The following is a 26,518-nucleotide window of genomic DNA, read 5'->3' on the forward strand; positions in this document are numbered from 1 at the left end:
CGGCGAAGATTCAGACGGTGTTTCAGGAAAAAACGTCAGCGTCCTTGAAGAACGCGGCGGCCTGATCTTTGCCAGACAGTTGTGGTGCTTCGTCCAGTTGCCAATCGATGGCCAGGTCCGGATCGTCCCAGCGAATGCAGCGCTCGGCGGATGGGGTGTAATAGTCGGTGGTTTTGTAGAGGAATTCGGCGAACTCGCTCAGCACCACAAAACCATGGGCGAAGCCTTCCGGGACCCACATTTGACGATGGTTCGTGGCAGACAGACGCACGGCCACCCATTTGCCGAAATGTGGCGAGCTGCGGCGAATGTCCACCGCCACGTCGAGGACTTCGCCCGTTGTGACGCGAACCAGTTTGCCCTGGGTGTTTTCCAGTTGGTAATGCAGACCGCGCAATACGCCTTTTTGCGAGCGGGAATGGTTGTCCTGAACGAAATTCGTCTCCAGGCCAGTCGCCTCTTTGAAAGCCCTGGCATTGAAGCTTTCATAGAAGAAACCGCGTTCGTCACCAAATACCTTGGGTTCGATGATCAGAACGCCAGGCAGGTCGGTGGTGACTACATTCATGGGGTTTCTCCAGCAATAGGCGTTAATGGGCGACATTCTTGCGCAAAGTGGCGGCCGGTGCGAGGGGGGGTGATTTCTTTGCTGATTCATCCACTGATCCGAGCCTCAGGAAGGGGGCAGGCTGGCGAGGGGGGTTGCGTATCACCCAAAGCAGTGGCGATATAGGCGCCTAATAAAATTTCAGGGGTCTTTGTATGCCACTTGCCACGTTGATTCATCGCGCCAGTTTGCCCAGCCCGCAAGTGACTGCGGAGCAAGCGCTTGAGCTGCTGAAGGAACATTTCGGCCTGAGTGGAAGGTTACAGGCCCTCGGCAGCCAGCAGGATCTTAACTATCGGGTCGACAGCGACCAGGGGCGTTTTGTCCTGAAAATCTGCCGTGGCGATTACTCGGCGCAGGAGCTGCACGCCCAGCACGCAGGGCTCAAGCATTTGGCGGAACACCCAGATGTGCACGTACCACGAGTGATTCCCGCCAAAAACGGTGAAGACCTTCTCACCCTGGACGTCGGCGGCCAAGCGGTGCATGTGCGTCTGCTCGATTACATCGAAGGCCAGTCGCTCACGCACCTGGATCATCTGCCCGGTCCAGTGGTGGCCGGTTTTGGTCGGCTCTGCGGTGAAATGGACCTGGCGCTGGCCGGTTTCGACCATCCGGGCCTTGAGCGCACGCTTCAATGGGACGCCCGCCACGCCAGCGCGCTGATCGCGCATTTGCTGCCGGTCATCAACGACGACCAGCAACGCGGGTTGATCGCCGATGTGGCCGAACAGGCCGAGCGTCATTTGCAGCCGCTTGTGGATAAGTTGCCGGTGCAGGCCATTCACATGGATATCACCGACGACAACGTGGTGTGGCAGCGAGATTCGCAACGCCAGTGGCAACTGCAGGGGGTGATCGATTTCGGCGACCTGGTTCGTACCTGGCGTATCACTGATCTGTCGGTAACCTGCGCGGCGCTGCTGCACCACGCTGATGGTGATCCGTTTTACATTTTGCCGGCGGTTCAGGCCTATCACGCGGTCAATCCGCTCACCCATGAAGAGCTCCTGGCGCTCTGGCCGCTGATCGTCGCCCGCGCGGCGGTGTTGGTGCTCAGCGGCGAACAGCAGGTCAGCATCGATCCGGGCAACGAATACAGCCGCGACAACCTCAGCCACGAATGGGAAATTTTCCGCGTTGCCACCTCGGTGCCGTTGGCGTTGATGGAAGCGGCGATCCTCACTGCCGTCGGCCAGAACCTGCCGAGCATCGGCAGCGAAGGTTTCGCGCCGCTGCTGCCGAGCCTGGTGGGGCGTGAGTTTGCGTTGATCGATTTGGGCGTGCTCAGTCCGCATTTCGAGGCCGGCAACTGGGAGCAGGAGGGGATCGATCAGCGTCTGCTGACCGAAGCTGCCGTGGCTCATGGTCTGGCGGCCAGTCGTTACGGGCAATATCGCTTGTCCCGCACCCGCCCGGACTGCGCCACTGAACCCGACACGTGTCCATTGCACGTCGAATTGCGCGTGCCCCACGGCACGGCGGTCGAATCGCCGTTCGCCGGGGTGGTGCATCAGCCTGCGGCGGGTGTGCTGCAACTGGACGGTCCGCAGTTGAGCGTGCGTCTATGGGGCGTAACGCCGTCGCTGCATACGGGCGCTGCGCTGGTCAAAGGCCAGGTGCTGGGTTCGGTCAGCGGGCCGTTGATCGTGCAGTTGTGCCGCGGCGCTTCGTTCACGGCGCCGTTGTTTTGCACGCCGTCCCGCGCCGCGGCCTGGCAAGCGTTGTGCCCGTCACCGGCGATGCTGCTGGGGCTGGCCTGTGACGCCGAAGAGGAGCTCGATTCGCAGACCTTGCTGGCGCGCCGTGACGCCAGTTTCGCCCGCACGCAGAAACACTATTACGTCGACCCGCCGCGCATCGAGCGCGGCTGGCGCAATCACCTGATCGACATGCAAGGCCGTTCCTACCTCGACATGCTCAACAACGTCGCGGTGCTTGGCCACGGTCATCCGCGCATGGCCGCGGTCGCCAGTCGTCAGTGGTCGCTGCTCAATACCAACTCGCGGTTCAACTACGCGGCGGTGGCCGAGTTCTCCGAACGTTTGCTGAAACTGTCGCCGGATTCCATGGACCGGGTGTTCCTGGTCAACAGCGGCAGCGAGGCCAATGACCTGGCAATCCGCCTGGCCTGGGCCTACAGCGGTGGTCGCGACATGCTCAGCGTGCTGGAGGCCTATCACGGCTGGACAGTGGGCGCGGACGCGGTCTCGACCTCGATCGCCGACAACCCGAAGGCTTTGAGCAGCCGTCCGGACTGGGTGCATCCGGTCACCGCGCCGAACACCTATCGCGGCGAGTTCCGTGGCCCGGATTGCGCCCCGGACTACGTGCGCAGCGTCGAACACAACCTGGCGAAAATTGCCGAGCAGAAGCGCCAACTGGCCGGTTTCATCTGCGAACCGGTGTACGGCAATGCCGGCGGTATCTCGTTGCCGCCAGGGTATTTGAAGCAGGTTTATGCGCTGGTTCGTGCTCAGGGCGGCGTTTGTATCGCCGACGAAGTGCAGGTCGGTTATGGCCGCATGGGCAACTTTTTCTGGGGGTTCGAAGAGCAGGGCGTGGTGCCGGACATCATCACCATGGCCAAAGGCATGGGTAACGGCCAGCCGCTGGGCGCAGTGATCACCCGTCGGGAAATCGCCGAAGCGCTGGAGGCCGAGGGTTACTTCTTCTCGTCGGCCGGCGGCAGCCCGGTCAGTTGCCAGATCGGCATGGCGGTGCTGGATGTGATGGAGCAAGAAAAGCTCTGGGAAAACGCTCAGGTCGTGGGCGGGTATTTCAAGGAACGGCTTGAAGCGCTGATCGATAGTCATCCGCTGGTGGGCGCGGTGCATGGTTCCGGCTTCTATCTGGGCGTCGAGTTGATCCGCAATTGCGAAACCCTGGAACCGGCGACCGAAGAAACCACCGCGCTGTGTGATCGATTGCGCGAGCTGGGGATTTTCATGCAACCGACGGGCGATTACCTGAACGTCCTCAAGATCAAACCGCCGATGGTGACCTCGCGCCGGAGCGTGGACTTCTTCGTGGACATGCTCTCCAAAGTCCTGGACGAGGGGCTCTAGACTCTGATCGTTCCCACGCTGGGAATGATCAGTAAGGGTCTCGCTGAGGGTCTGTAAACACACATCCCTGTGGGAGTGAGCCTGCTCGCGATTGGGCAGGATCAGTCGACATCCATGTTGAATGTTCGACCGCAATCGCGAGCAGGCTCACTCCCACATTGGTACGGTGAAAACTCGATAGATATCGGCCTATCTGCAAAAAAATATGACAAAAGGTTTGTTGGTGGCTTTAAAAGCCGATTTTTATCGGTTATAAAGTCACCGCTGCTCCGGTGTGGCCTCACCACGCCCGGTGCTTCCCATTTCTGTCATCGGTCGATTGCCACACTCGACCCTCAAGCATTGCCCCGGAGATGATTCATGAGCCGTATCGTTACCGTTGCTGCCACCCAGATGGCCTGTTCCTGGGACCTTGAAGCCAACATCGAGACCGCTGAGCGGCTGGTCCGTGAGGCCGCGGCGCAAGGCGCGCAGATCATCCTGATCCAGGAGCTGTTCGAGGCTCCGTACTTTTGCCAGAAGCCGAACCCGGATTACCTGCAGTTGGCCACGACCGTTGAAGAGAACGTCGCCATCAAGCACTTCCAGAAAGTTGCCAAAGAACTGCAAGTGGTTCTGCCGATCAGCTTCTACGAACGGGCGGGCCGTGCGCGTTTCAACAGCATCGCGATCATCGATGCCGACGGCAGCAACCTCGGGATTTATCGTAAAAGCCATATCCCGGACGGCCCTGGCTACCACGAAAAGTACTACTTCAACCCGGGTGATACCGGCTTCAAAGTCTGGAACACCCGTTACGCGAAAATCGGCGTGGGCATCTGCTGGGACCAGTGGTTCCCGGAATGCGCCCGCAGCATGGCGTTGCTCGGCGCGGAAATTCTGTTCTACCCGACCGCGATCGGCAGCGAGCCACACGACAAGAGCATTTCGTCCCGCGATCACTGGCAGCGCGTGCAACAAGGTCATGCCGGCGCCAACCTGATGCCGCTGATCGCCAGCAACCGCATCGGCAACGAAGAGCAGGACGGCTACGACATTACCTTCTACGGTTCGTCGTTCATCGCCAACCAGTTCGGCGAGAAGGTTCAAGAACTCAACGAAACCGAGGAAGGCGTACTGGTTCAGAGCTTCGACCTGGACGAACTGGAACACATCCGCAGCGCTTGGGGCTCGTTCCGTGATCGTCGCCCGAACCTGTATGGCACACTGAAAACCCTCGACGGTTCCCTGGAGTCCTGATTGTCATGACCACTTTGCACAGCACGCCTCGCGCCGATGGCTTTTACATGCCCGCCGAATGGGCGCCGCAAACCCAGACCTGGATGATCTGGCCCGAGCGCCCGGACAACTGGCGCCTGGGTGGCAAACCGGCGCAAGCCGCGCACGTCGCGGTGGCCAAAGCCATTGCGCGTTTCGAACCGGTGACCGTGGCGGTTTCCGCCGGTCAATACGAAAACGCCCGTGCCCGCCTGGACGTGCCGAATATTCGTGTAGTGGAAATGTCCAGCGACGACGCCTGGGTTCGCGACACGGGCCCGACGTTTGTCATCAATAACAGTGGCGAAGTCCGTGGTGTGAACTGGGACTTCAATTCGTGGGGCGGTTTCGACGGTGGGTTGTACTCGCCGTGGAATCGCGATTCCCAGGTCGGCGGCAAAATCCTCGAGATCGAGCGCAGCCAGCGCTACCGCACTGAGGGCTTTGTGCTTGAAGGCGGTTCGATCCACGTCGATGGCGAAGGCACGCTGATCACCACCGAAGAATGCCTGCTTAACCGCAATCGCAACCCGCACATGAACCGTGCAGAAATCGAAGCGGTGCTCAGCGCGAATCTGGCTGTGGATAAAATCATCTGGCTGCCGGACGGTTTGTTCAACGACGAAACCGACGGTCATGTGGATAACTTCTGCTGCTACGTGCGCCCGGGCGAAGTGTTGCTGGCCTGGACCGATGACCCGCAGGATCCGAACTACCCGCGCTGCCAGGCGGCAATGAAAGTGCTGGAGAGCAGCACCGACGCCAAGGGTCGCCCATTCACGGTGCACAAAATGCCGATTCCGGGGCCGCTGTATGCGACCGAAGAAGAGTGCGCCGGTGTGGATCCGGTTGACGGGACTCAGGAACGTAATCCGACCGTGCGTCTGGCCGGTTCCTACGTAAACTTTCTGATCGTGAACGGCGGCATCATCGCGCCGAGCTTTGATGATCCGTTGGATGGCCCGGCAAAAGAGATTTTGCAGAATCTATTCCCGCAGCACGAAGTGGTGATGGTGCCTGGCCGCGAACTGTTACTGGGAGGCGGTAACATCCACTGCCTTACCCAACAACAGCCAGCCCCCCACAAAGAGTGAGTGCGGTTGTAACAGCTTGAGTTGATTGCAAAATAATCCAGGCAAACGTTTTCGCTCACGGTTTGGCACAAAGCCCGCAGCCCTACAGGACTGCGGGCTTTTTTGTATCCGCTCGTCGACAGTTATGAAACTTTGGCACAGCTCTTGTATCGCTCAGGGGGTAAACAGGGAGGGGGAGAACTGCGATGTTCTGTCATAAACCTTGGATAAGTTAGCCGCTCACAATCCAGGAGAGAGCGCGGAAATGAACGCCGAAATGAATGTGGTGAGCGAGCGGGCGTTGCATCCCCTGGCAGTAAACAGCGAATCGCTCCAGATCCTGGCGCACTGGTTGAAGTCCAATGGAACGCGTCAGATCAGAGAACCTGATCCGCGCCGGACGATGATCGAACGCTACCCCGCTGGGTTATTCAGCGAAGCGGAGCTGGAAGCGTTGTGGGATGTGATGGAAGGATAAGAAGAAAAACAACGGATTGGTAAAAGCGCTGCCGGGATGGCGGCGCTTTTTTTATGGGCGAAGGTTTTTTCGTGATCACTGGAGATGATCGTGCTGATTTGATCGTTCCCACGCTCCGCGTGGGAATGCAGCCCGGGACGCTCCGCGTCCCAAGAGCGGACGCAGAGCGTCCGGTGAGGCATTCCCACGCGGAGCGTGGGAACGATCAAGTCGGGGGTGTTTTTTAGAAGCTGTAGGTCCCGGTCACGACCACACTGCGCGGTTCGCCCGGTTGAATCTGCGCCGCACTGGTGGCCGACGAGTAATAGGTCTTGTCGCTGATGTTGTTCAGCGCCGCGCGCAGGTCCCAATCCTTCTGCCGGAACCCGGCCAAGGCATCCCAGCGGCCATAACCCGGCAGCACGGTGGTGTTGAGGTTGTCGGCGTAACGTTGGCCCACCAGGGTCAGACCGGTTTCGGCGTACCAGCCCATTTCCGGTTTCCAGGTCAGGAACAGGCTGCCGTTGTGCTTGGCCACGTTGCTGATGCGTTTGCCTTCAAAGCCGTTGTTGTCCTTCTCGACCGTCGCGTCCTGCACACCCACGCCACCGCGCATGTACCAATTGCCGGCGATTTTGCCGGTACCCGTCAGCTCGATCCCGCGGGAACGTTGCAGGCCGGTCATCAAGGTGACGGTCGGATTATCGGGATCGCTGGTACGACGGTTATAGAGTTCCAGTTCGTAGATCGCCAACGTGGTGCTCAGGCGATCATCGAGCCAGTCGCTCTTCACGCCGATTTCCTTTTGCTTGGTCAGCTCGGGGCTCAGGTCGTTGCTGTTGCCGGCGGCGCCTGGGGTGATACCGATCAAACCACCGCCGACCGGGGAAAACGTCTTGCTCCAGGAGGCGTAGAAGGAATGATTCTGCAGCGGCGTCCATACCAGTCCTACACGTGGGCTGGTGCTATGGCTGTCGCGATCTTCGGAAATGTCCCGCAGCTTGTTGGTCGACTCGATATCGAAAGTGTCGTAACGCAAACCCGCCAGCAGTTGCCATTGATCGTTCAGGCGCAGTTGATCCTGCACGTACACCGCACGGCTTTCGACTTCGGTGTGAGAGCTGCTGGACATTTGCATCCGCCCGGTATGGCGCAAATTGCGGTCGGGGTTGTACAGGTCCAGCGCCGGCACTGGCTGAGTCCCGCGCCCGGTGGCCGCGTTGTACAGCGTAGGGTCGCGCCGCTGGCTACCGATTTCGATACCGGTCAGCAAGCGATGCTCAAGGCCGAACGTGTCGAAACCGCCTTCCAGCTCGACGTTGTTGTAGACGTTGCGGGTGCTCAGGTCCTGTTGCCAGTGCTGGCGCGTGACCTTGTTGGTCGCCGGGGTGTAACCGGTCAGGTAGGTGTTGTCGAAATCGCTGTTGAGCTTGAACACGCCCAGGGTGTGGCGCAGTTGCCAGTTGTCGCTGAGCTCATAACTGAGCTTCGAGCGCAGGGATTGCGACTTGTCGTCGATGAAATCGTGCTCGCTGCCGTAGGTCGTATCCCGTCCTACGTCCGCCGGGCGTCCGTTTACCCCGGGGATTCCGCGATCCGGCGTACGGTTGTAGCGGCTGTATTCGTACTGCACCAGCCAGTTCAGGTCCGGCGTCAGTTGCCAGCTCATCGACGAAGCGAACAGTTGGCGATTGCCGCTCACGCCATCGCGGAAGCTGTTTTGATCCATGTTGCCCATGTTCAGGCGCAGGCTGATGTTCTCGCTCGGGTCGGTGCTGAGGTCGGCGTAGAGGCTGCGCAAATCGTCGCTGCCGCCCTGGGCCTCGAGGGTCGAACGGCGACCGAACTCGGGCAGTTTGCTGACCCGATTGACGATCCCGCCCTGACTGCCACGGCCATACAAAACTGCGGCCGGGCCTTTGAGCACTTCGATGCGTTCGATGTTGTGCAAATCGCGCACGTATTGGCTGTCGTCGCGGATGCCGTCGAGGTAGAAGTCGTTGCTGGCGTCGAAACCGCGGATGCGCAGGCTGTCGAAGCGAGTGTCGGCGCCGCTGCTGACGTTGGGGATGCCGCTCAACGCGGTGCCCAGGTCGTTGGTGCCGTAATCCACGACGTTCGCGGTTTTAATCGAGTCGATGGCTTGTGGAACGTAGCGCACCGGCGTGGCGGTGCGGGTCGCGGTGCTGGTTTCTTTCACGCGCGGGTCATCGGCTTCGGCTTCGGCGCTGATCGACGTCTCGGGTAAAACAGTGGGGGCGGCGCAGGCAAAACCGGCCGAGAGAAATGCAGAAAGCCCAAGGGTGACGGGTGTGAGGCGAAAGGGGGCAGGCATCTGAAGCGCATCCGAAAGGGTAGAGAAATTCGAGGGCGCGAATGGTAATGCTTGTTATTTGCTTCCGTTAATTATTCTTGAAAGGTTCCGCTGTTTGATTATTTCTAATTGTGTCGAGATGGCTACAGTGGGGCCGTGAGGCCATTCGACCGATTCATGAAACAGACTGAAAGCCATTCCAGCGTTTTTCAGAAACGGGTGGAGGACTAATCTGCCGGCATCTCGTTTTCCTACGCTTTTGCCGGAGCCTTCCCATGATCCTTCACTACATTTACGACCCGTTATGCGGCTGGTGCTATGGCGCAAAACCGCTGGTGCAAGCCGCCCAAGCGGTGTTGCCCGTGATCGCCCACGGCGGCGGCATGATGACCGGCGCCAACCGCCAGACCGTCTCGCCACAACTGCGCAACTACGTGATGCCCCACGACCGACGTATCGCCGAGTACACCGGCCAGCCGTTCGGCGAGGCGTATTTCCAGGGATTGCTGCGCGATGAGACGGCGGTGTTCGATTCCGCACCGCCGATTGCCGCAGTGCTGGCAGCCGAGCAGAGCGCCGGCCGAGGGCTCGAATTGCTGGGGCGATTGCAGAGTGCTCACTACGAGGACGGTCGGCGCATTGCCGATGAAGCGGTGTTGTTAGAACTCGCGAAAGACCTCGGTCTGGAACCTCAAGCGTTCCAGGCTGCTTTCAAGGAAGCTGAAACCGATCGCCACATCAAGGACAGTCGAGCGTTGCTGGCCGAAGTCGGCGGCCAGGGTTTCCCTACCTTCGCCCTGGAACGCAACGGCCAATTTACCCTGATCGATATCGGCCCGTGGCTCGGCAAGCCGCAAGCCTTCGCGGCATGGCTGAGTCAGTCGCTTCCCGCACAAACGTCATCATCGGAGCTTCAAGCCTGTGGTCTGAACGGCTGCGCCGATTGACGTTTACAAGTGATTTCTTAGACGTTTTTCGCCTATTCACAGACGATTCATGAAATTGACACACCATTAAGGGCGCGGCTAGGATTCGCCCCACGCCTGTGGCCAACCGCCACGACTCATAAAAATAACAAAAAGGCCCGCCACGATTTCTTCGTGCGCGGGCCTTTTTGTTTGGGGTGAAAAAAGAGTGCGATAGCGCCGTTTCAGCCGTTCGACACAGTGCGTATCAACCGATCATAAGGAAAAGAACAAAATGTTGAACAAGCGAATCAGCCTGATCGCTCTGGGGATGTTGAGTGCTACACAGGCCATGGCTAACGACCAGGCCGAATCCAAGGGTTTTGTTGAAGACAGCAGCCTCAAAGTGCTGCTGCGCAATGCCTACATCAATCGCGACAAAAAAGACGGCAACGCCGACCAGCGTGAATGGGGTCAGGCTGCCATCGGCACCTACACCTCGGGCTTCACCCAAGGTACCGTCGGCGTGGGCGTTGATGCCTTCGGTCTGTACGGCTTGCGTCTGGACCGTGGTAGCCACAGCGGCGGCCAAGGCATCGACTTCTTCAAGGAGGGCGACAGCGGTAACCCGGCCGGTGACCTGGCCAAAGCCGGCGGCGCAGTAAAATTCCGCGTATCCAGCACCGTTCTGACTTACGGCGACCAGATGCCAGTGCTGCCGGTGTTGAGCTACGACAACGGTCGCCTGCTGCCGGAAAGCTACACCGGCACGCTGATCACCTCCAAGGAGATCGACGGCCTGGAACTGAACGCCGGCCGCTTCACCGCCGAATCGCGCAAAAGCGCTGAAGGCCATGACAGCGGCGGCCTGAAGTCGATCAACGTGTTGGGCGGCAGTTACCAGTTCACCGAACAGTTCAAGGCTGCGCTGTACGCCTCCGACGTCGAAGACGTGCTGAAGAAGCAATACGTGAACGCCAACTACGTGTTCCCGATCGACAAGGATCAGTCCCTGACCCTGGACTTCAACGGCTACCGCACCAAGCTGGACAGTTCCTACGTCCGCGAAAACACCGTGCCGGGCCAAAGCATCGTCACCGGCGACGACAACAAGATCTGGAGCCTGGCCGCCACCTTCGCCACCGGCGCGCACTCGTTCACGCTCGCCCACCAGCGCAGCACCGGCGACAGCAACCTGGGCTATGCCTACGGCGGCTACCAGAAGGATCAAGGTCGCGTCGGCGACGGCGGCAACACCATCTACCTGGCGAACTCCTACTGGTCCGACTTCAACGCCGAAGACGAACGCAGTTGGCAGCTGGGCTATGGCCTGGACTTCAGCACCTTCGGCATTCCAGGCCTGAGCTACAACTTCGCCTACGTGCGCGGCGACAACATCACCACCTCCACCAGCGAAGGCGGCACCGAGCGCGAAATCTTCAACCAGTTCAAGTACGTCGTGCAAAGCGGCCCGGCCAAAGACCTGAGCGTGAAACTGCGCAGCTCGATCCTGCGTGTGTCGCAGAAATCGAGTGAGTACAACTCCAGCGGTAACGAAGTGCGTGTGTTCGTGGATTACCCGATCAACATTTTCTGATGATCGGTTGCGTTATCGAGGCCTGATGCAAGGCTGAGAAAGAAGAAGCCCCGACTGGTTCGGGGCTTTTTTGTGGGCGCGATTTAGAGCTCAACGCTCTCACGAGCCTTAGATAATCCGCAAACGAACAAAAATTTAAAACATGTTCGGATCTGTACTACTCTGAAGGCACAACCCTTTGCCCGAAGAAGTCCTTCCGATGGCCACTTCATCCCCCATCCGCACAGCTCCCCAAGAACTCGACACGCCGGAAGCCGGCCGTGTGGCGCTCAAGTTCTTCTTCAACCTGATGGAGCGTTGGGGCTGCACCGCCGAAGAACAGCGCACGCTGCTGGGCAAGGTCGGCAACACCACCTTCTATAAATACAAACACCTGCCGCCCAATGTGCGTCTCCCTCACGACACCCTGGAGCGCATCTCCTACCTGATGGGCATCCATAAAGCCCTGAGCATCATCTTCAGCAACAACCGCGACCGTGCCTACAAATGGGTCAGCAGTCCGAACACCGCCGCGCCGTTCAATGGTCAATCCGCGTTGAGTTATATGTTGGCCGGCCGGGTGGTGGACATCGCTGACGTGCGTCGCTACCTCGATGGCGTTCGCGGCTGATGGCCCCGCCAGTAGCGCTCCCCGAGTGGAGCCGTGCTTACCGGATGATCAACAGCGCGTTTCCCCCGATCACCCTGTTCGAAGACGTGCTCGACCCCGAAGACCTGCAAACCGCCTACGCCCTGGAAGCCCTGACCAACGACCGGTTGGTGCAAGAAGCCGGCGTGCTCTCCCGCGTGCTGCCCGAAGACCGAATCTCCGGCCCCGGCTCATCACCGGTCATGGCCGCGTTCACCCACATCGGCAAAACCAGCCGCTTCACCGACGGCACCTACGGCGTCTACTACGCCGCCAGCAGCCAGGCCGCCGCCATCGCCGAAACGAGCTACCACCAGGAACGCTTCCTCGCCGCGACCAACGAGCCCGACATCGAGTTGACCCTGCGCACCTACGTCAACAAAGTCGTCAAACCGATGCATGACATCCGCCAAAACTACCCCGAACTGCACAACCCGGATCCCGACGCTTACGGGCCTTCACAGGCGTTTGCCCGGCAACTGCGTGAAACCTTGTCGTGGGGGCTGCTTTACAACAGCGTTCGATTATCCGGCCATGAATGTGTCGCTGCGTTTCGTCCGCCGGCCGTGTCTATTCCGAAGCAAGGCAAGCACATTCGATATGTGTGGAGTGCGAGCAGTCGCAAGATTTCGTTTGTGTTTGAAGTCAGCGAGGTGTGAGCCGGAACTAAAAAGCCCATTGATTAGGGAATTAACGAGGTCATGTCGCGAAAATTCAATTTCGGTAACACGTGTCGCCAACATGTCGTCCGCGGCGACATGTTTCTCAGACGTGTCGCAAAAAGTGAAAAATTGCGACACGTTATGGCCTCATGTCTACACTGGCGACATGAGTAAAGCCTCTCTCTGCTCAAAAAACATACAAGATGATCAGGATCGCATTCATGACCGAACCGTTGCTGCCATGGCAGGCTGACAGGCCATACAACCAACTGCCGCTGCTACCACCTGGAATCGAGCTGGAAACACGTGCAGTCCTCAAAAAATGTATTGAGGCACGTACCGCGTTGGCCGAGTTGAAACAGGCCGCAGAGTTGATTCCGAATCAGACGGTCCTGATCAATACAATTCCGTTGCTGGAAGCAAAAGACAGTTCGGAAATAGAAAGCATCGTCACCACCACGGACTTATTGTTCCAGCATGCTCAAGACACTGAAAACCATGCGGATCCAGCGACCAAGGAAGCGTTACGTTATCGAACAGCACTGAATCAAGGCTTTCAATCCCTGACGGAGCGGCCGCTGTCCACCAACACTGCTGTAGAAATTTGCCGCACGCTAAAAGGCGTTAAGTTGGACATCCGCCGCACGCCAGGCACACAGCTCGCGAATGACCGTACCGGCGAAGTCATCTACACCCCGCCCGAAGGTGAGGAACACTTGCGTAACCTCCTCGCCAATTGGGAACGCTTTCTGCACAACGAAACCGATCTCGATCCCCTCGTTCGTATGGCAGTCGGGCATTATCAGTTTGAGGCAATCCATCCATTTATCGATGGTAACGGCCGCACCGGACGGATCATAAATACTTTGTTTTTGATCCAGGAAGGCCTGTTGAACCTGCCTATCCTCTACCTCAGCCGCTACATCATTGCCTACCGGGCCGATTACTACCGACACTTACTGGAAGTCACGACTAAACAGGCTTGGGAACCATGGTTGTTGTTCATGCTAAGCGCTGTAGAAGCAACCGCTCGCTGGACGACGGCCAAGATTGCGGCCATTCGTGCATTGTCCGAACACACCACTCAGTTTGTTCGTGAACAACTGCCGAAGACCTATACGCGTGAACTGGTCGATGTCATTTTTGAGCAGCCTTACTGTCGTATCAGCAACGTCGTCGAGAAGAAAATTGCTCAGCGCCAGGCTGCGTCTCGTCACCTGAAAGAGCTGGTGATGATTGGAGTATTGGAAGAGGTTCAGGTGGGTAAGGAGAAGCTTTTTATTCATCCGAAACTGATGCAATTACTCATTCGCGACAGCAACGAATTCAAGCATTACGCAGGCTAATGTGTGTGAGTCGAAACGCAAAAAGCCCCGATTGATCGGGGCTTTTTCTTGTGTACGATTTGTTTATGACGCGACGTTACTGGCTTTGTTGTTACCCGGTGCATCGAGCACCTTCGCTACGTCATCGATGATCGCCTTACTCATCTCCTGCAAAAAATGCGACGCCCAGGCATGCCGGTCGGTGTCACGAACCATGGCGGCGTCAGATGCGAGAAGTTTGGCGATGTGGAGCAGATCTGAGGCGTGGGAGAGGGCCTGGATGATCGGGACTCCGCCGTTGATGCGGAACAGCGGTTGGTTGCCGTGGAAGGAGAAAGGGGTGAGGCCGATGGTTTTCAAGTCTTGGGGGTTGGTCATTGGGCACCTCCGGTTTTTGGGCGGTGGTGGGTGATGACCAGTGAAGCGGGAACGCAAATTTTGAATAGATTGCGGGCAGGCATAAGGAGAACTCCGGTGGTTCCTACATCGAATTCGAGTTCTCAGGCCCGGTCGCTGAATTGGCAGCGACGGTCTGAAGGTAGCTTGCGGGCGGAGGATGCGCAATCGTGGCTAGGTGGTGGCGTGGGTTGAAGGTTTTAGTGTTTTTTATGGCTGGGCAATAATTATTGGGCAGCCATAATTTTCATAATTTGAAGAAGGCATGCTGATGGCCTTGCCGACTTGCTGAAGGAGATATCAGGAATGGACATTGAAATGGATCAGTTTCAAAAGGATTTGCTGGAGTCTGTACGCGAAATGAATGAGAGCCGCGCAGCTCAAGTCTCCGAGACCAGGCCGTTGCGAATACAAGATTGCATTGACACTTATGTGTCGTCCTCAGCGACACATCCCAACAACGTGTCGCCGAACCAGGAAAATAGCGACACGTAACAAAGTGGCCTACGGCAGAAGTGGTTGAGTCCTACAGATTGTTCATCGTCCGAGAGGGGGCATCAGGGCTATAACTCCGTTCGCGCTCATTACACCACGTAACTAATGATGTTCCCGCCCCCACCTTTATCCCCTCCAACCAACCCCATACATTGAACTCCAACGCCGACCCATTCATTCCGAAGGGAAGGTCACTTGGAGATTCCTCATGCCTTTCGTAAGCGTACGCATCACCCGCGATGGCGTTACCTCTGAGCAGAAAGCTCAGGTGATCGCCGAAATCACTGAAACCCTGCAACGCGTCCTCAACAAGGATCCGCACCTGACCCACATCGTGATCGAAGAAGTCGACACCGATAACTGGGGCTACGCCGGCATCACCACCACCCAGTACCGCAAGCAGCTGGCTGAGGGGGAGGGGCAGTCATGACCGCGACCGTCTCCATCGATTTCATCTCCGACGTGGTGTGCCCGTGGTGTGCGTTGGGCGCAACGGCGCTGGAGCAGGCGATCGAGAACGTGGCCGGTGAGGTTTCGGTGGAGCTGACCTACAAGCCCTTCGAGTTGAACCCGGACATGCCGGCAGTCGGCGAGAAAGCGGTTGAGCATTTGATGCGCAAATATGGACGAACCGCCGAAGACGTCGCCGCCGGCAAAGCGATGCAGATCGCTCGCGGTGAGGCCATCGGCTTCAAGTTTGATCTGGAGAAGCGCAGCCACTTCTACAACACGTTTGATGCTCACCGGTTGTTGATGTGGGCGTTACAGGAAGGGCGGCAGGTCGCACTGAAGAAGATCCTGCTGCGCGCTTACTTCACCGACGGCCGGAACCCGAGCGATCGCGAGACGCTGGTGGGTCTGGCTGCTGAAGCGGGACTGGATGCGGCGGCTGCTCAAGAGGTGTTGGCGTCCGGCGCGTTCGCCAAAGAAGTGCGTGAGCTTGAAGGGTTTTACCGCCAGCGCGGCATCAATTCGGTTCCGGCCATGGTGTTGAACGGCCGTCACTTGGTGTCCGGTTCGCAGTCAGTCGAGTACTACGAACAAATGTTGAGACAAATGGCGAAGGCCCCCGCCGAAGCCTGATTACTTACTTTTCAAACCATCATTTATTAGTTGAGGTTCATCATGAGCAACTCGAAAAAAGTCATCGTCATTACTGGCGCCTCCCAAGGTCTCGGCGCAGGCATGGTCAAAGCTTTCCGTGACCTGGATTACAACGTTGTCGCCACTTCGCGTTCGATCAAACCGTCCACAGATCCAGACATCCTCACCGTGGCCGGCGACATCGGCAACCCGGAAGTCGCCCAGCAAGTCATCCGTGAAGCCATCGCACGTTTCGGCCGCATCGACACCCTGGTCAACAACGCCGGGATCTTTGTTGCCAAGCCGTTCACTGCTTACACCGCGGAAGACTACGCCAATGTGCTGTCGGTGAACCTGAACGGCTTCTTCTACATCACCCAACTCGCGATCAACGAGATGGAAAAACAAGGCAAAGGCCACGTCGTCAACATCACCACCAGCCTGGTGGACCACGCCATCGACGGCGTGCCGTCGGTACTGGCTTCGCTGACTAAAGGTGGATTGAACGCGGCAACCAAGTCCCTGGCCATTGAATACGCCAAGCGCGGGATTCGGGTGAATGCGGTTTCCCCGGGCATCATCAAGACGCCGATGCATGGTGAAGAAACTCATGAAGCGTTGGGGAATCTGCACCCGGTCGGGCATATGGGCGAGATCAGTGATATTGCGCAGGCTGTTGTTTATCTGGACAGCGCGAACTTTGTTACTGGCGAGATTTTGCATGTGGATGGTGGGCAGAGTGCGGGTCACTAAGACCGCTTTTCCAAACCCCGGAAACAACAAAGCCCTCGTATTTCTACGAGGGCTTTGTTTTGTATGGTGCGGCACCAGGAGTCGAAAATCTTATTAGCCATATGATTTATAGATACTTTTCTTGATGATGTACAACCAACTACCTCTAAAAATATCCTTTGACGTGCCCGTTCTTTCATCGACGCAAGAAAAGCCAAATTAGGAGCGATTACTCGGTGAGATTGATCGAGCAACGGGTCGGTTTCAACGAGGCGTTGGTGTATTTCCCGGACTCGATGATTCAGTTCATTTCGCGACGCCTGAAGAACTCGCCAGATGAGCTGGGAACCACCGTTCCCTATCGAACGCCGGGCTCAGGCCAGATCGCGTTGTACAAGCATACTTGCGATATCAGTTTTGAGCTTTTGAGCGCTAGCTGCTCACCCTCTGTTAGATGCCGGGGGAGCGGTTAGTAACGGGGCTTCGACCACCCAGGATAGCCATCGAGCTCCTCCAGCAAACCACCGTTGTCATCGGCGGCACGATAGCCTGCTGAAGCCGGGCGCTGTTCAAGCTCATCGAAAATGATGATGGACTGGGTCTGTTTGGTCGGTGCGTAATAAGTTGCTTGCTCATAGCAGGCGAACCGCCTAGCGTCATCACTATTACTCCAATCCAGACCTTCCGTATCTGCTTCATGAAGCCCGCTGACACCCGACTTCAATGCCTCGGCGGCAGCGGAGTTTTTAGGAAGGACGACGTTTTTGCTGATCCATACTCTTGATGCCTTGAGTGCCTTAGAAACGATGGAGTATTTGATGATGCCGTCTTCGGTCACCACGAATGCCAAGTGATCATTGGAAGCTTGGGCAAATCTGGAGGCAATGCAGGAGCGGGAAGCCTGGAACTGCTCAGCCAGTTCGGTCAGATGCTCCAGCGTAAAGTCCTTCTGTTCCGCGAGCGGTTGGATCAATTGCCATGGCACCAAGCATTCTGCAGCAAAGATGTCGCACAGAATTTCCTCGGGAGGGCGCCCGGTGAAGCGCTCTAGTTCGTCAGAAGGCACCTTCTCATGTTTGGACGGTTGATCGAGCACATGGTGTGCAATCTCATGGAGAATTGTGAAGCGTTGCCTCACTACGCTGTCCTGCTGGTTTACGCAAATGTACTTCTTCTCGCGCCGTATGAGCGTGAAGCCTGCCTCACCCTCATCGAGCTCTTTCCGGGAGATTTGGAAGCCCAATGACTGCGCCAATGCCTCAACATCAACTGGCGCCGTTGTGACGTTGGCGTCTTTCAGCAGCTTGCGGGCCAATAAAACCGCAGTGGTTTCGTCCATGAAAATCTCCGTTCCTACATCTGTTGAATGAGCTCGATCCGCTTTATCCAGGCTTCTTTGGTATTTGGGCGTTCGCCCCGGAAGCTCATGGTGGCCACATCCTCGAAGTCTTCCCAAGGGATGTCCTTGCGCTCGAGCATTAGGAGATACAGCGCGTTCTCTACCGTCACGGACTTGGCCAGTAACCGAAACACGTCACTCTCTCGGTTGTCGAGCTCGAGTGCATGGCTCAGGCGGACGACGACATCCTCTGACGGAGCCGCCCGATCTCCCTTCTCCAGCCTCCAGATGTAGGCGTGATCAAGATCACCTGCCCGCTTCTCCAAGTCACGGAAACTCAGCTCTTTTCGTTCACGCATGCTCGCGATGAACCCGGCCAAATCCATTATTTTCTCCAACCTATTGCAATGCCCATTGGGGCGGGAGTAGGCTGTTGTCTAGCTAGGCAACAGCTCGCGATTCATGATCCATGATAAGCGGGTTTTTTTTGAAGTCTACTGTTGTCTGGCTAGGCAACGACCTTCGGGGTCGTTTTTTAGAGCCATAGTGTTGTCTGGCTAGGCAACGGCTCATCTGGTTCAAATGCGAGGATTTATCCATGACACAGTTGAACGACTTAGAGATTGAAGACGTTGCCGCCGCCCTCGCCGCAGGTCGCCAGGTACGTGACCATGGCCCCTACAAAATTCAGATTGGGAACGAAAATCTGGAGTACCGGCCTCTCGTAATTACTGACCCCGTTCCAACCGGGCGGCAGGTGCTGGAGGAGGCCGGCTTCCGTCCGGTCGACGAATACCTGCTATATCAACTTCTCACCAACGGCCATCTAGATCTGCTCAGCCCGGGAGGCACGACAGATCTGCGTCTGGCTGGTATTGAGAAATTTTTAGCTTTCAAAAGCGACCGCTCCTACCGCTTCTTCATCGATGGCCAAGCTCAGGACTGGGGGGCTCAGCGGATCTCCGGGCGCACTCTCAAGCAACTCGCCGGCGTTGACGCGCAGAAGTACGACATTTTCCTGGTGGTGCCGGCCGATGACGATGAGCTGATCGAGGATCGTGACCTGTTCGATCTGGCCCGCCCGGGTGTGGAGCACTTTGCTGCGGTTGAAATCAACATCAAGGTCTTCGTCAATACGCAGCCAGTGTTTGTTCACTCCCACACTCTGTCGTACTGGGAGGTAGTGCACTTGGCCTACCCGGATGCGCAGCCGGCCCCCAATGCCCACTTCACCGTGACCTACGCCAAAGGCCACGAAGGCAACTCGCTCACTAACCTGGTTGATGGCCAGCACGTCCGTATCAAGAAGGGGATGCACTTCAATGTCACACCAACTGATAAGTCGTAGTCCTCATCTCCTGAGCCTGCGCAACGAAGGGTACAACCTAGACACCAAGGAAGGTTATCTCCTGGTTCGGGACGTCCCCTACGTGAACGCTGAGCGTCAGGTGTGCAAAGGCGTGTTGGTTATGGCGCTCAACCTGGTGGCTGATGTTGCGGGAAAACCGAGCGACCATACAGCACATTTCATTGGTGACCGCCCTTGCAATTCGCAAGGGCGTCCCCTCGATGAAATCATCAACAACAGCAACGCGGCTACGCTGCTGCCGGACTTGGTGGTGAACCACTATTTCTCGGCCAAGCTTCGGGGTAGCGACTACGCCGATTACTACCAGAAAGTCTCGATCTACGTATCAATGTTGACCGGCCAAGCCCAGGCAATAGACCCTAGCGTAACTGCTAAAACCTTCGCTCCCATTCGGTCGGAGACGGAAGACACTGTGTTCGCCTACACGGACACGGCGTCACCACGCGCAGGTATCGCGATGCCCACACAGAATTTCAAGGGGCTGAAAATTGCGATTGTAGGGTTGGGCGGCACCGGTGCTTACATCCTGGATCAGATCGCGAAAACGCCAGTGGCAGAGATTCACCTCTACGATGGCGATCTGCTCCAGCAGCACAACGCATTCCGCTATCCAGGTGCTGTACCGTTTGCCACATTGGAGCGAGGACTGAAAAAGGTGGAGTATCTCCACGAGGTATACAGCCAGATGCATCGTGGAATCACTCAGCACCCGTCGATGATCACCGCAGAGAACGTGGGTGAGCTCCGACAATTTGATTACGTGTTTCTTTGTGTAGACAACACCCCAGCGCGAGCTCTGGTCGTCCGGGAACTCAATGGAACTCGTACGTCACTGCTTGATGTGGGCATGGGAGTACATCTGGTCAATGATACTCAGCAGGTCTGGGGCACCTGCCGGGTGACGGCTCTGACACTGACTCACCATGACCACGCCGCCCGTACGATGCCGTTGACCGACAATGAGGCAGAGGATGCTTACCGCTCGAACATTCAGATCGCTGATCTGAATGCACTCAACGCGGTTCTCGCAGTGGGCATGTGGAAGCGGCTTTGTGGCTTCTACGTCGATCAATGTAAAGCGGGCCACGTCACTTACTCGACCAACCTCAACGAGATGGGCAACAGCGAGGACGAGTCATGAAGGTAAAGCATTTGGCACCGCAGTTTGTCGAAAGCTTCCCAGGCAAGCTGGAGCCAGGAGAGCTCTATCTCGCCATGGAGTTCGCCACCGCCGCTCACCTGTGCGCCTGTGGTTGCGGAACCAAGGTGATCACACCTTTTTCCCCAACCGATTGGCAAATGTCATTCGATGGGGAAAACGTTTCTCTCAAGCCCTCTGTGGGCAACTGGACGTTTCCTTGTCGCTCGCACTATTGGGTACGCTCGGGTCGTATCGAGTGGGCTGGGGACATGTCTCAGGAAGCGATCAACGCCGGGCGTAAGCGAGACGCGGAAGCGAAGGCGCGCCTTCAGGTTGCCAAGCCAAGCGGCGAGACTCATCAACCTGTGCCGACATTACAGTCAGAGCTCTCACTGTTCGAAAAATTGAGGAAATGGCTGGGGTTGTAATGGCCAGCTTGGCCTCTCACGTTCCACTGTATGTAGAGAAAGAGGAAGGGCCCGTGCTAGGAAGGGCCCTAATTCTGCGATTGAAGCGACCTCCCCTCGACTGAATCTCCCGTCTTTTTGCACCGTTAGGGTGCTCAAATTTGTCGAAAATTACACTTTAAGTGTACGACGGCCATATGCCATACTGGATCCATCCAATGCCTCCTGCCCTCGTTAGGGCACTTCCGTGTGTGGAGGTTTCGGCATTTCTGTGCCGTAGGGTAAGGCGGGCCAACCAAGATCTGCGTGAGCGGATCACCCTCTTGGGTACTGCTCGTTGCCAGCTCTGGAGCTGTTTTTCATGAACCTTGGAGCTTTTGCTCGGTCTGAACTACAGTCTTATTGCCGCTTGTCGGCTGGTGAGATGGTTGCTTGTAGTGAGAGATGGCGAGGATTGATAATCCGCGCCTCCTTGGTGAGCGTCTCGAGTACCACGCTAGCTTCGATTTTTCGAAGTCTGTGGTCGCGCATTGGGTACTACTTGTTGTAAGTGGAACCTGTATTTTAGAGGATAGAGCGATGACTCTTGAGCGTCTGATTGAAGAAGCCCGCACTCGCAATGGCACGCATGCAGAGAGCCTACGGGCTGCGCGTGAGCGTATGGTTAACACCAATAAGCGTCTGGCTTCTCATTTCACGGCTCAAGAAGTGACTCCGGCTCTGTTGGCCAAGACCTGCAGCCTCTGAAAAATCTCTTCATATAAAAGCAGCCTGATGGGCTGCTTTTTTTTGCGCGATCACAATGACCCCATACCTCATTACCAGCTTCGAGGAAGCGACGCTGGCAGCGTTGATCCATGAGCCGTTTGCCTACGACCACGCTGACATCTTCGAAAAGCGCCAGATCAAGTACATCTACAACTACCTCAAGTCGTTCATGCCGGAGCTACCGGAAGATAAGAAGACTGTCGGTAGCATTCTGCTCGAGCATCAGTACATCGACCGAGACTTCCTAGAAGATTACTCGCGTTTCTACCTGGGGCGTTTCGGCAACGATGGCTATAAGTGCGCTCGGTTGCATTTCTTCAACTGCGACCTCACGCACAAGCAGCTCGACGCGCTGCTGGTGGGGGACTCGGATGTGGTTTTTGCAGACAAGCCAGAACTGAAGCTGACTCTGGAGTCGCTGCAGGAACATTACCTCGGTTTCATGGTGATCAAGCCACTGACCCGAACGTTCGTGGGTAAAACCTGCCTGCGGGTAAGTGGTGACAGAGGGCCGGGCAAGAAGAAAATCGACAGGCGCTACGAGGTGAACCTCTTCGGCCTGAAGCTCACCGTCGACTCAATCGCCTTCCAAGAACAGGACAAGGTTGTTGCTGCATGCGCTACCACCGCGATCTGGACGGCCCTTCATGGCCTGCCAGGCCGAGGGGTTAAAGACATCAAGTCCTGCAGTGAGATCACCACCGCGGCTTTGAATTTTGTGGACGGATCAAGCAACGGTTTCCCAAACAAAGAGCTTAGCAATAAGCAGATTCAGCGAACGTTGGATGTCGAAGGTTTGCGTTACCACAACAGCAACCTGGAAAAATCCAGCCAGGAATTCTTCCAGGAATACTTGGCCGCGCACATCGACAGCGACTTGCCTGTAATTTTGACTGGTACTGTGTTTGGCCTGACACCTGACGAATCCGGAGAGTTTGTCAAAGCTGGGCACGCCATCACCGCCCTCGGTTACGATTTCCGAGATGGCAATAAATGGGTCTATGTCCATGACGACCGCCTTGGGCCATACGCTCGTGCTCAAATGGTCATGCTTAAAGACATCCTCAAAAAGAACACGCCTGAGGGGATGGAGACGCGCTGGGGCTTGGCGATGTCGATTCGAGAGCCTGATGCCTCGACATGGGTCGAGCCGCACGAAGTGATCGTGCCTGACATCTCCATCGTTCCAGCCGATAGAAAGACTCGGTTGCCTTTCATCTATGCCCATGGCACGGCAATTCGGATCGCCGAGCAGATCGACGGCTTCCTGGTATCAGAGGTATGCCCTCTGATTAAGGTCAAGGTGCCGAAGGTTAGCTTCCACATAAAACTGGCCTCGATTGCCGAAGCCCGTGATGATGTGCGAACACATGTGACTCATCGCAAGCCGGGCGATCGCTTGGGCGAATGGGAGTTAGATGAGTCCTTGATCGTTCGCTGGAGAGAAGACAAGCTCGCTTTCTTGAACGGCCACCTTGCCCGCCTGCAATGGCAGATCGACTTTTTCTGGGATGGCGAGCCTGCGTTTCGTATATTGCTTGACGCTACGGATATTCCATTGGGCAACGCCGTTTCGGGCATTTATATACACGATCCGATCTACGCTGATGCCATGCTTGGAGGATTCAAGGGTCTAGAGCTGAAGGTTGGGGGGCTCGACGATCAACACTTTTTCTCTGCCTTCACTCGAGCGCTCAAGCGTCGCCGGGATGACTACGAAAGCCACCTCAACAGCATGTATGGAACGTTGAGAGCGCCCAACCATATCAAAGATAACGAAGTTTCACGGGACGGCAAGGGTACCAATCCGACCGCGAAGCGATTCTGGGATCCTCAACAAATACCCCTCAGTGAAATTCATGAGGCGTACAAAGAGGTGGCTGAAGACCCAAGCTTCACGCGAAAGCTTATTTGGGCGATTGGTAAGGATGGTGTGCTATTCCTCGCCGAAGACATTCCTAAGCCGGCTGAGCTAGGGCACCCGAGCATGACGGGGATGCAGGCTGCACGAATTGCAGGAGAGATACGTCGCACCAAAGACGGCTGGGTCGTCAATTTCTTCTCTGGCCGATACAGCAGTGACTACTCTGCGGCTGAGAAGACCCTGTATCTTGCGAATGCCCTGCTGAAGATCCGATCACTGTTTCCTCGCGATACGTTTGAAGCGTTTTACCCGGACGCTCCCGCTCCCAAGGCGGAGTGATGGTTTCATTAGGGGAGGGCTATGTCCTTCCCCCTAATGACACCGAGGCGGCATGCTTCCGTAGTCTAGGCTGGCAAGGCACTCCACTCGCGAGAAGCCAGAGAAGCCACAGTCACCTTACGATCAGCACCGACACATCCTTCTGGACGACTCCTACGGAACCGCACGCCGGCTCCAGGATTTTGTTCTCCGCCAGCAAGACAGCGATCGTACCCGTTCGACATTGGTCAGCATTGGGGTAGCTTCGACAGCTACCATCGCCAAATCTATTTGGAGCTCAGAGCGTGGGTGTGGGAGCACGGCCTGGATTCAACGTTCAATGAGGTAGCCGAGATCATCATCGCCAGGCGGCGAGAGGCTGCCCAAGCGGCGGCGGTGTCATGCGAGAGCACCTTCGCCGCTCTGATCAAGCCCGGGCACTACTGGACGCACTGGTCTTATGATGCATAAGACATGCATGGTATATCCCAAGATGAGCTGCATCGAGATGGTGTAGCCCCGCACGTCTTGGTGTGCGCACGATGGCCGCTTATGGCCCAGAGTGTGTAAAAACGCTTCGCCAAAATTGAGGTGCGCGCGTCTACGTTAAATCTGAAATTTATCGGCACGTCAGCAGATGTGGATTTTGCGTAGAAGCGCGATTTCCAGTCCGGTTTTGAGTACCTGTCGCGCTGAAAAATGTTTTTACACAGCCTCGGCCGATTGCTGTCGGCCGTGACTATCAAGACCAGGTCCGACTCAGAGATTGAAAATCCATGATGTTTCTAGGCGTCGAGCGAGCAGCCGGATCGTCAGCAGGTAGTAATACCGCGCCGCCTCACTGCGCTGGCTCATGCGATGTTCGAGAAACCAAGCCACATGCTTTCTCTGCCAAGCCCAAGGCGTCTCTCGCTGCCAACGCTTTGCAATTTCCGTTTGGATTAGCTTCGCCTGACGTAAATGACGTTGCCGGGTCGCATGCGATCCGGTCAGCACGCCAGCCAAGAACAGTTCCATATCGAATGACTTACTCATGTGTGCCTCCCAATGTAGGCGCCGACCACATCGATCCGACCGTGCCCGAGCTCATAGCTGATTTGCCTCCGTGCCTCACGATCAAGGCACCGATCTACCTGGCTACATTTACCTCCGTTGATAGGTGCGCGATGCTGGGTGATCTGCTCATAGCGTTCGCATGCGTACGCCGCCCGGAGCTCATGAAAGCCTTTGAGGTTGGATGCATGAAGAATGTCCCGTGCAGGGCGGACGACTTCCTGCAGAACATTCAAATAACTTTCGCTTGGCGCAATCAGGTTGCGACTACCTGCAGGCGATACCTGCTGTGCAAACTCAAGCGCGCCTCGAATGCGCTCGTCCACCGTAATCCAACGGGGTGCTGATGCACCGGCGCGGCCGCCTTTGGTGCCGTCCTGAATGTTGATCTTGTCTAAGTCTTTGGCTTGACGACTTAGTCGTGGCAGGTCAGCCAAGATGGCCTCACGCAAGCGCATGCCGGTGGATCGTGCCAATAGAATGATCGCTGCTGACCGTAGCTGATGATGTCTGCAAAGCGCATCGACAATCTGCTTAACCTGTTCGCGGTCTTGGCCCTGCGGCACCGAGTGACGAATCCCAGTGCGCTGCATACCTAATGTCTTGCTCGGACTTGGCAATTTCACATACTGATCACCACGAAGCGCTGCCATGGTCGTGTTAACGCTGGATAGCCGGTTTTGTGCAGTGCTGATAGCTATGTCGCCGTGCTCCACCAGGCCGCGAAGGTATGAGGCATAGTCCGACAATACCTCGCGATCAATCTGCCGCGCATCATTGACCCCGGGACCTGCTTCAGACCGACACCACTTCACGAATGCCAACCACCGATCACAGTGCGCCTTGACCGTGCCGTAGTGGCCGCCGCCGAACATGTCTTTCAGCGCCTGCGGCCCCGCATAACTCAACTGCCTGCCGTACCCAAAGTTACGGCCATCCCGTTTTCCCACCAATGCCATATCGACTACCTCCTACTTGTACCTCCCGATCCCGCCCCACGTCATCCCGCCAAGAATGTTGAGTGTTATCAGGGATCAAGGCCCCTGCGACCTATGGGGATGTCCACTAACGCGTGACTGACGGCTCCTTACTACCGGGAGCATGGGCATCTCATGATCTGGCCTCCTGAGCACCGTTACCGGAGGGCGGGTGGAGGCTGCATTGGCTGACGAAACCAGCGACGCGAGATCCTGAGTCGGGTGAAGGCAGCGATGCGATGACAGGGGCATGCCTGACTGTCAGTCAGGTGCAGTCCATTCCCTGGGCTGCGGCACCATCATCTGCATTGCTGTTGCCGGTGACTTCGGTGTTTGTCACGCCGATTGTCACGAGGGGGAATGCCGCAAAGCCTTGTACGAGTTGGGCTGCAGCAGTGGTAGAAGCGCCCGTCTCTTTCCGGAAGAAAGAGACGGGCGCAGGTTGGCGCAATGAAATGGCCAAGCGGATAGGTTGCTGCAGGGCAGCTATGAAGGGGGATGAGTTGCCGCAGTGGCACTCTGGTAGAAGTAGGCATCCATCACATCGCTGTGACCGTGCGAGCTGCCGGACGCTAATCGCACTTTGGGAGAACCACCACGGTGTGGCGTAGCCTTAAAGGTTCTGGCTACCTGGGTTGCTGTCAACGACAGCGCTTTGCCCGATCTTTTCTACGCCTGTGGAT

Annotated in this window: 23 protein-coding genes; 16 read left to right on the forward strand and 7 right to left on the reverse strand. The window is 56.9% G+C overall.

Going from position 1 to position 26,518, the window contains the following annotated elements; translation table 11 throughout:
* Nucleotides 1-22: 22 nt before the first annotated feature.
* Nucleotides 23-568, reverse strand: a complete 546-nt coding sequence (gene rfbC / locus ACQ4OB_RS06520; RefSeq protein WP_102614986.1) for a dTDP-4-dehydrorhamnose 3,5-epimerase — start codon at nt 566-568, stop codon at nt 23-25.
* Nucleotides 569-762: 194 nt separating this feature from the next.
* Between rfbC and ACQ4OB_RS06525 the strand changes: the two genes are divergently transcribed.
* The 4 genes from ACQ4OB_RS06525 (at nt 763) to ACQ4OB_RS06540 (ending at nt 6,483) form a co-directional block, all read left to right on the forward strand.
* Nucleotides 763-3,675 (forward strand): aminotransferase, encoded by a 2,913-nt coding sequence (locus ACQ4OB_RS06525; protein ID WP_430955326.1) that lies wholly within the window; start codon nt 763-765, stop codon nt 3,673-3,675.
* A 360-nt stretch (nt 3,676-4,035) separates the two neighbouring features.
* The gene (gene aguB, locus ACQ4OB_RS06530) at nt 4,036-4,914 is read left to right on the forward strand and encodes an N-carbamoylputrescine amidase (protein WP_074872608.1); all 879 of its coding nucleotides are present in this window, start codon (nt 4,036-4,038) and stop codon (nt 4,912-4,914) included.
* A gap of 5 nt (nt 4,915-4,919) precedes the next feature.
* Complete coding sequence (gene aguA / locus ACQ4OB_RS06535; protein WP_102614983.1) at nt 4,920-6,026, forward strand: agmatine deiminase; 1,107 nt, start codon at nt 4,920-4,922, stop codon at nt 6,024-6,026.
* A gap of 244 nt (nt 6,027-6,270) precedes the next feature.
* Entirely contained in the window at nt 6,271-6,483 is a 213-nt protein-coding gene (locus ACQ4OB_RS06540) for a hypothetical protein (protein ID WP_074872612.1), read from the forward strand.
* A 223-nt stretch (nt 6,484-6,706) separates the two neighbouring features.
* On the opposite strand, the gene ACQ4OB_RS06545 is transcribed toward ACQ4OB_RS06540, so the two are convergent.
* Nucleotides 6,707-8,797, reverse strand: coding sequence for a TonB-dependent receptor (locus ACQ4OB_RS06545; protein ID WP_430955327.1), 2,091 nt, complete (start codon nt 8,795-8,797; stop codon nt 6,707-6,709).
* Nucleotides 8,798-9,051: 254 nt separating this feature from the next.
* Here ACQ4OB_RS06545 and ACQ4OB_RS06550 point away from each other — a divergent pair, with 254 nt between their 5' ends.
* The 5 genes from ACQ4OB_RS06550 to fic all read left to right on the forward strand — a co-directional run bounded on the left by ACQ4OB_RS06550 (nt 9,052) and on the right by fic (nt 13,914).
* Complete coding sequence (locus tag ACQ4OB_RS06550; RefSeq protein ID WP_430955328.1) at nt 9,052-9,723, forward strand: DsbA family protein; 672 nt, start codon at nt 9,052-9,054, stop codon at nt 9,721-9,723.
* Nucleotides 9,724-9,976: 253 nt separating this feature from the next.
* Nucleotides 9,977-11,278 (forward strand): OprD family porin, encoded by a 1,302-nt coding sequence (locus ACQ4OB_RS06555; RefSeq protein ID WP_102614982.1) that lies wholly within the window; start codon nt 9,977-9,979, stop codon nt 11,276-11,278.
* A 199-nt stretch (nt 11,279-11,477) separates the two neighbouring features.
* Nucleotides 11,478-11,888: an MbcA/ParS/Xre antitoxin family protein gene (locus tag ACQ4OB_RS06560; protein ID WP_102614981.1), complete on the forward strand. Its 411-nt coding sequence runs from the start codon at nt 11,478-11,480 to the stop codon at nt 11,886-11,888.
* Nucleotides 11,888-12,565, forward strand: coding sequence for an RES family NAD+ phosphorylase (locus ACQ4OB_RS06565; RefSeq protein ID WP_102614980.1), 678 nt, complete (start codon nt 11,888-11,890; stop codon nt 12,563-12,565). Before ACQ4OB_RS06560 ends, ACQ4OB_RS06565 begins: the two co-directional genes overlap by 1 nt.
* Before the next feature lie 224 nt (nt 12,566-12,789).
* Nucleotides 12,790-13,914 (forward strand): protein adenylyltransferase Fic, encoded by a 1,125-nt coding sequence (gene fic / locus ACQ4OB_RS06570; protein WP_430955329.1) that lies wholly within the window; start codon nt 12,790-12,792, stop codon nt 13,912-13,914.
* A 63-nt stretch (nt 13,915-13,977) separates the two neighbouring features.
* On the opposite strand, the gene ACQ4OB_RS06575 is transcribed toward fic, so the two are convergent.
* Nucleotides 13,978-14,271, reverse strand: a complete 294-nt coding sequence (locus ACQ4OB_RS06575) for a DUF3077 domain-containing protein (protein ID WP_430955330.1) — start codon at nt 14,269-14,271, stop codon at nt 13,978-13,980.
* A gap of 721 nt (nt 14,272-14,992) precedes the next feature.
* Between ACQ4OB_RS06575 and ACQ4OB_RS06580 the strand changes: the two genes are divergently transcribed.
* The 3 genes from ACQ4OB_RS06580 to ACQ4OB_RS06590 are packed head-to-tail and all read left to right on the forward strand — an operon-like array spanning nt 14,993 to nt 16,620.
* Nucleotides 14,993-15,214 carry a tautomerase family protein gene (locus tag ACQ4OB_RS06580; RefSeq protein WP_074872632.1) on the forward strand — a complete coding sequence of 74 codons (222 nt, stop codon included), beginning with the start codon at nt 14,993-14,995 and terminating at the stop codon, nt 15,212-15,214.
* A complete protein-coding gene (locus tag ACQ4OB_RS06585) occupies nt 15,211-15,867 on the forward strand; it encodes a DsbA family oxidoreductase (RefSeq protein WP_430955331.1) in 657 nt (218 codons plus the stop codon). The genes ACQ4OB_RS06580 and ACQ4OB_RS06585 overlap by 4 nt, the downstream gene beginning before the upstream one ends.
* A gap of 42 nt (nt 15,868-15,909) precedes the next feature.
* Nucleotides 15,910-16,620 (forward strand): SDR family NAD(P)-dependent oxidoreductase, encoded by a 711-nt coding sequence (locus tag ACQ4OB_RS06590; protein ID WP_430955332.1) that lies wholly within the window; start codon nt 15,910-15,912, stop codon nt 16,618-16,620.
* A 448-nt stretch (nt 16,621-17,068) separates the two neighbouring features.
* Here the strand turns inward: ACQ4OB_RS06590 and ACQ4OB_RS06595 are convergent, their stop codons facing one another.
* Together ACQ4OB_RS06595 and ACQ4OB_RS06600 are read right to left on the reverse strand one after the other, a co-directional pair.
* Nucleotides 17,069-17,938, reverse strand: a complete 870-nt coding sequence (locus ACQ4OB_RS06595; RefSeq protein ID WP_092201216.1) for an ImmA/IrrE family metallo-endopeptidase — start codon at nt 17,936-17,938, stop codon at nt 17,069-17,071.
* A gap of 14 nt (nt 17,939-17,952) precedes the next feature.
* A complete protein-coding gene (locus ACQ4OB_RS06600) occupies nt 17,953-18,324 on the reverse strand; it encodes a helix-turn-helix domain-containing protein (protein WP_236188764.1) in 372 nt (123 codons plus the stop codon).
* Between the two features lie 212 nt (nt 18,325-18,536).
* Here ACQ4OB_RS06600 and ACQ4OB_RS06605 point away from each other — a divergent pair, with 212 nt between their 5' ends.
* The 4 genes from ACQ4OB_RS06605 to ACQ4OB_RS06620 all read left to right on the forward strand — a co-directional run bounded on the left by ACQ4OB_RS06605 (nt 18,537) and on the right by ACQ4OB_RS06620 (nt 23,826).
* On the forward strand, nt 18,537-19,286 hold the full coding sequence (locus ACQ4OB_RS06605) for a multiubiquitin domain-containing protein (RefSeq protein WP_430955333.1): 750 nt from the start codon (nt 18,537-18,539) through the stop codon (nt 19,284-19,286).
* Nucleotides 19,261-20,448 (forward strand): ThiF family adenylyltransferase, encoded by a 1,188-nt coding sequence (locus tag ACQ4OB_RS06610; RefSeq protein ID WP_430955334.1) that lies wholly within the window; start codon nt 19,261-19,263, stop codon nt 20,446-20,448. The genes ACQ4OB_RS06605 and ACQ4OB_RS06610 overlap by 26 nt, the downstream gene beginning before the upstream one ends.
* The gene (locus ACQ4OB_RS06615; protein ID WP_236188760.1) at nt 20,445-20,876 is read left to right on the forward strand and encodes a DUF6527 family protein; all 432 of its coding nucleotides are present in this window, start codon (nt 20,445-20,447) and stop codon (nt 20,874-20,876) included. The genes ACQ4OB_RS06610 and ACQ4OB_RS06615 overlap by 4 nt, the downstream gene beginning before the upstream one ends.
* 781 nt (nt 20,877-21,657) lie before the next feature.
* Entirely contained in the window at nt 21,658-23,826 is a 2,169-nt protein-coding gene (locus tag ACQ4OB_RS06620) for a C39 family peptidase (protein ID WP_236188759.1), read from the forward strand.
* Between the two features lie 738 nt (nt 23,827-24,564).
* Here the strand turns inward: ACQ4OB_RS06620 and ACQ4OB_RS06625 are convergent.
* Entirely contained in the window at nt 24,565-24,840 is a 276-nt protein-coding gene (locus tag ACQ4OB_RS06625; RefSeq protein ID WP_010567876.1) for a hypothetical protein, read from the reverse strand.
* Nucleotides 24,837-25,817, reverse strand: coding sequence for an integrase domain-containing protein (locus tag ACQ4OB_RS06630; RefSeq protein ID WP_430955335.1), 981 nt, complete (start codon nt 25,815-25,817; stop codon nt 24,837-24,839). Before ACQ4OB_RS06630 ends, ACQ4OB_RS06625 begins: the two co-directional genes overlap by 4 nt.
* Nucleotides 25,818-26,518 lie beyond the last annotated feature (701 nt).

The sequence above is a fragment of the Pseudomonas sp. ES4 genome, assembly GCF_050586665.1.
Lineage (GTDB): Bacteria > Pseudomonadota > Gammaproteobacteria > Pseudomonadales > Pseudomonadaceae > Aquipseudomonas > Aquipseudomonas frederiksbergensis.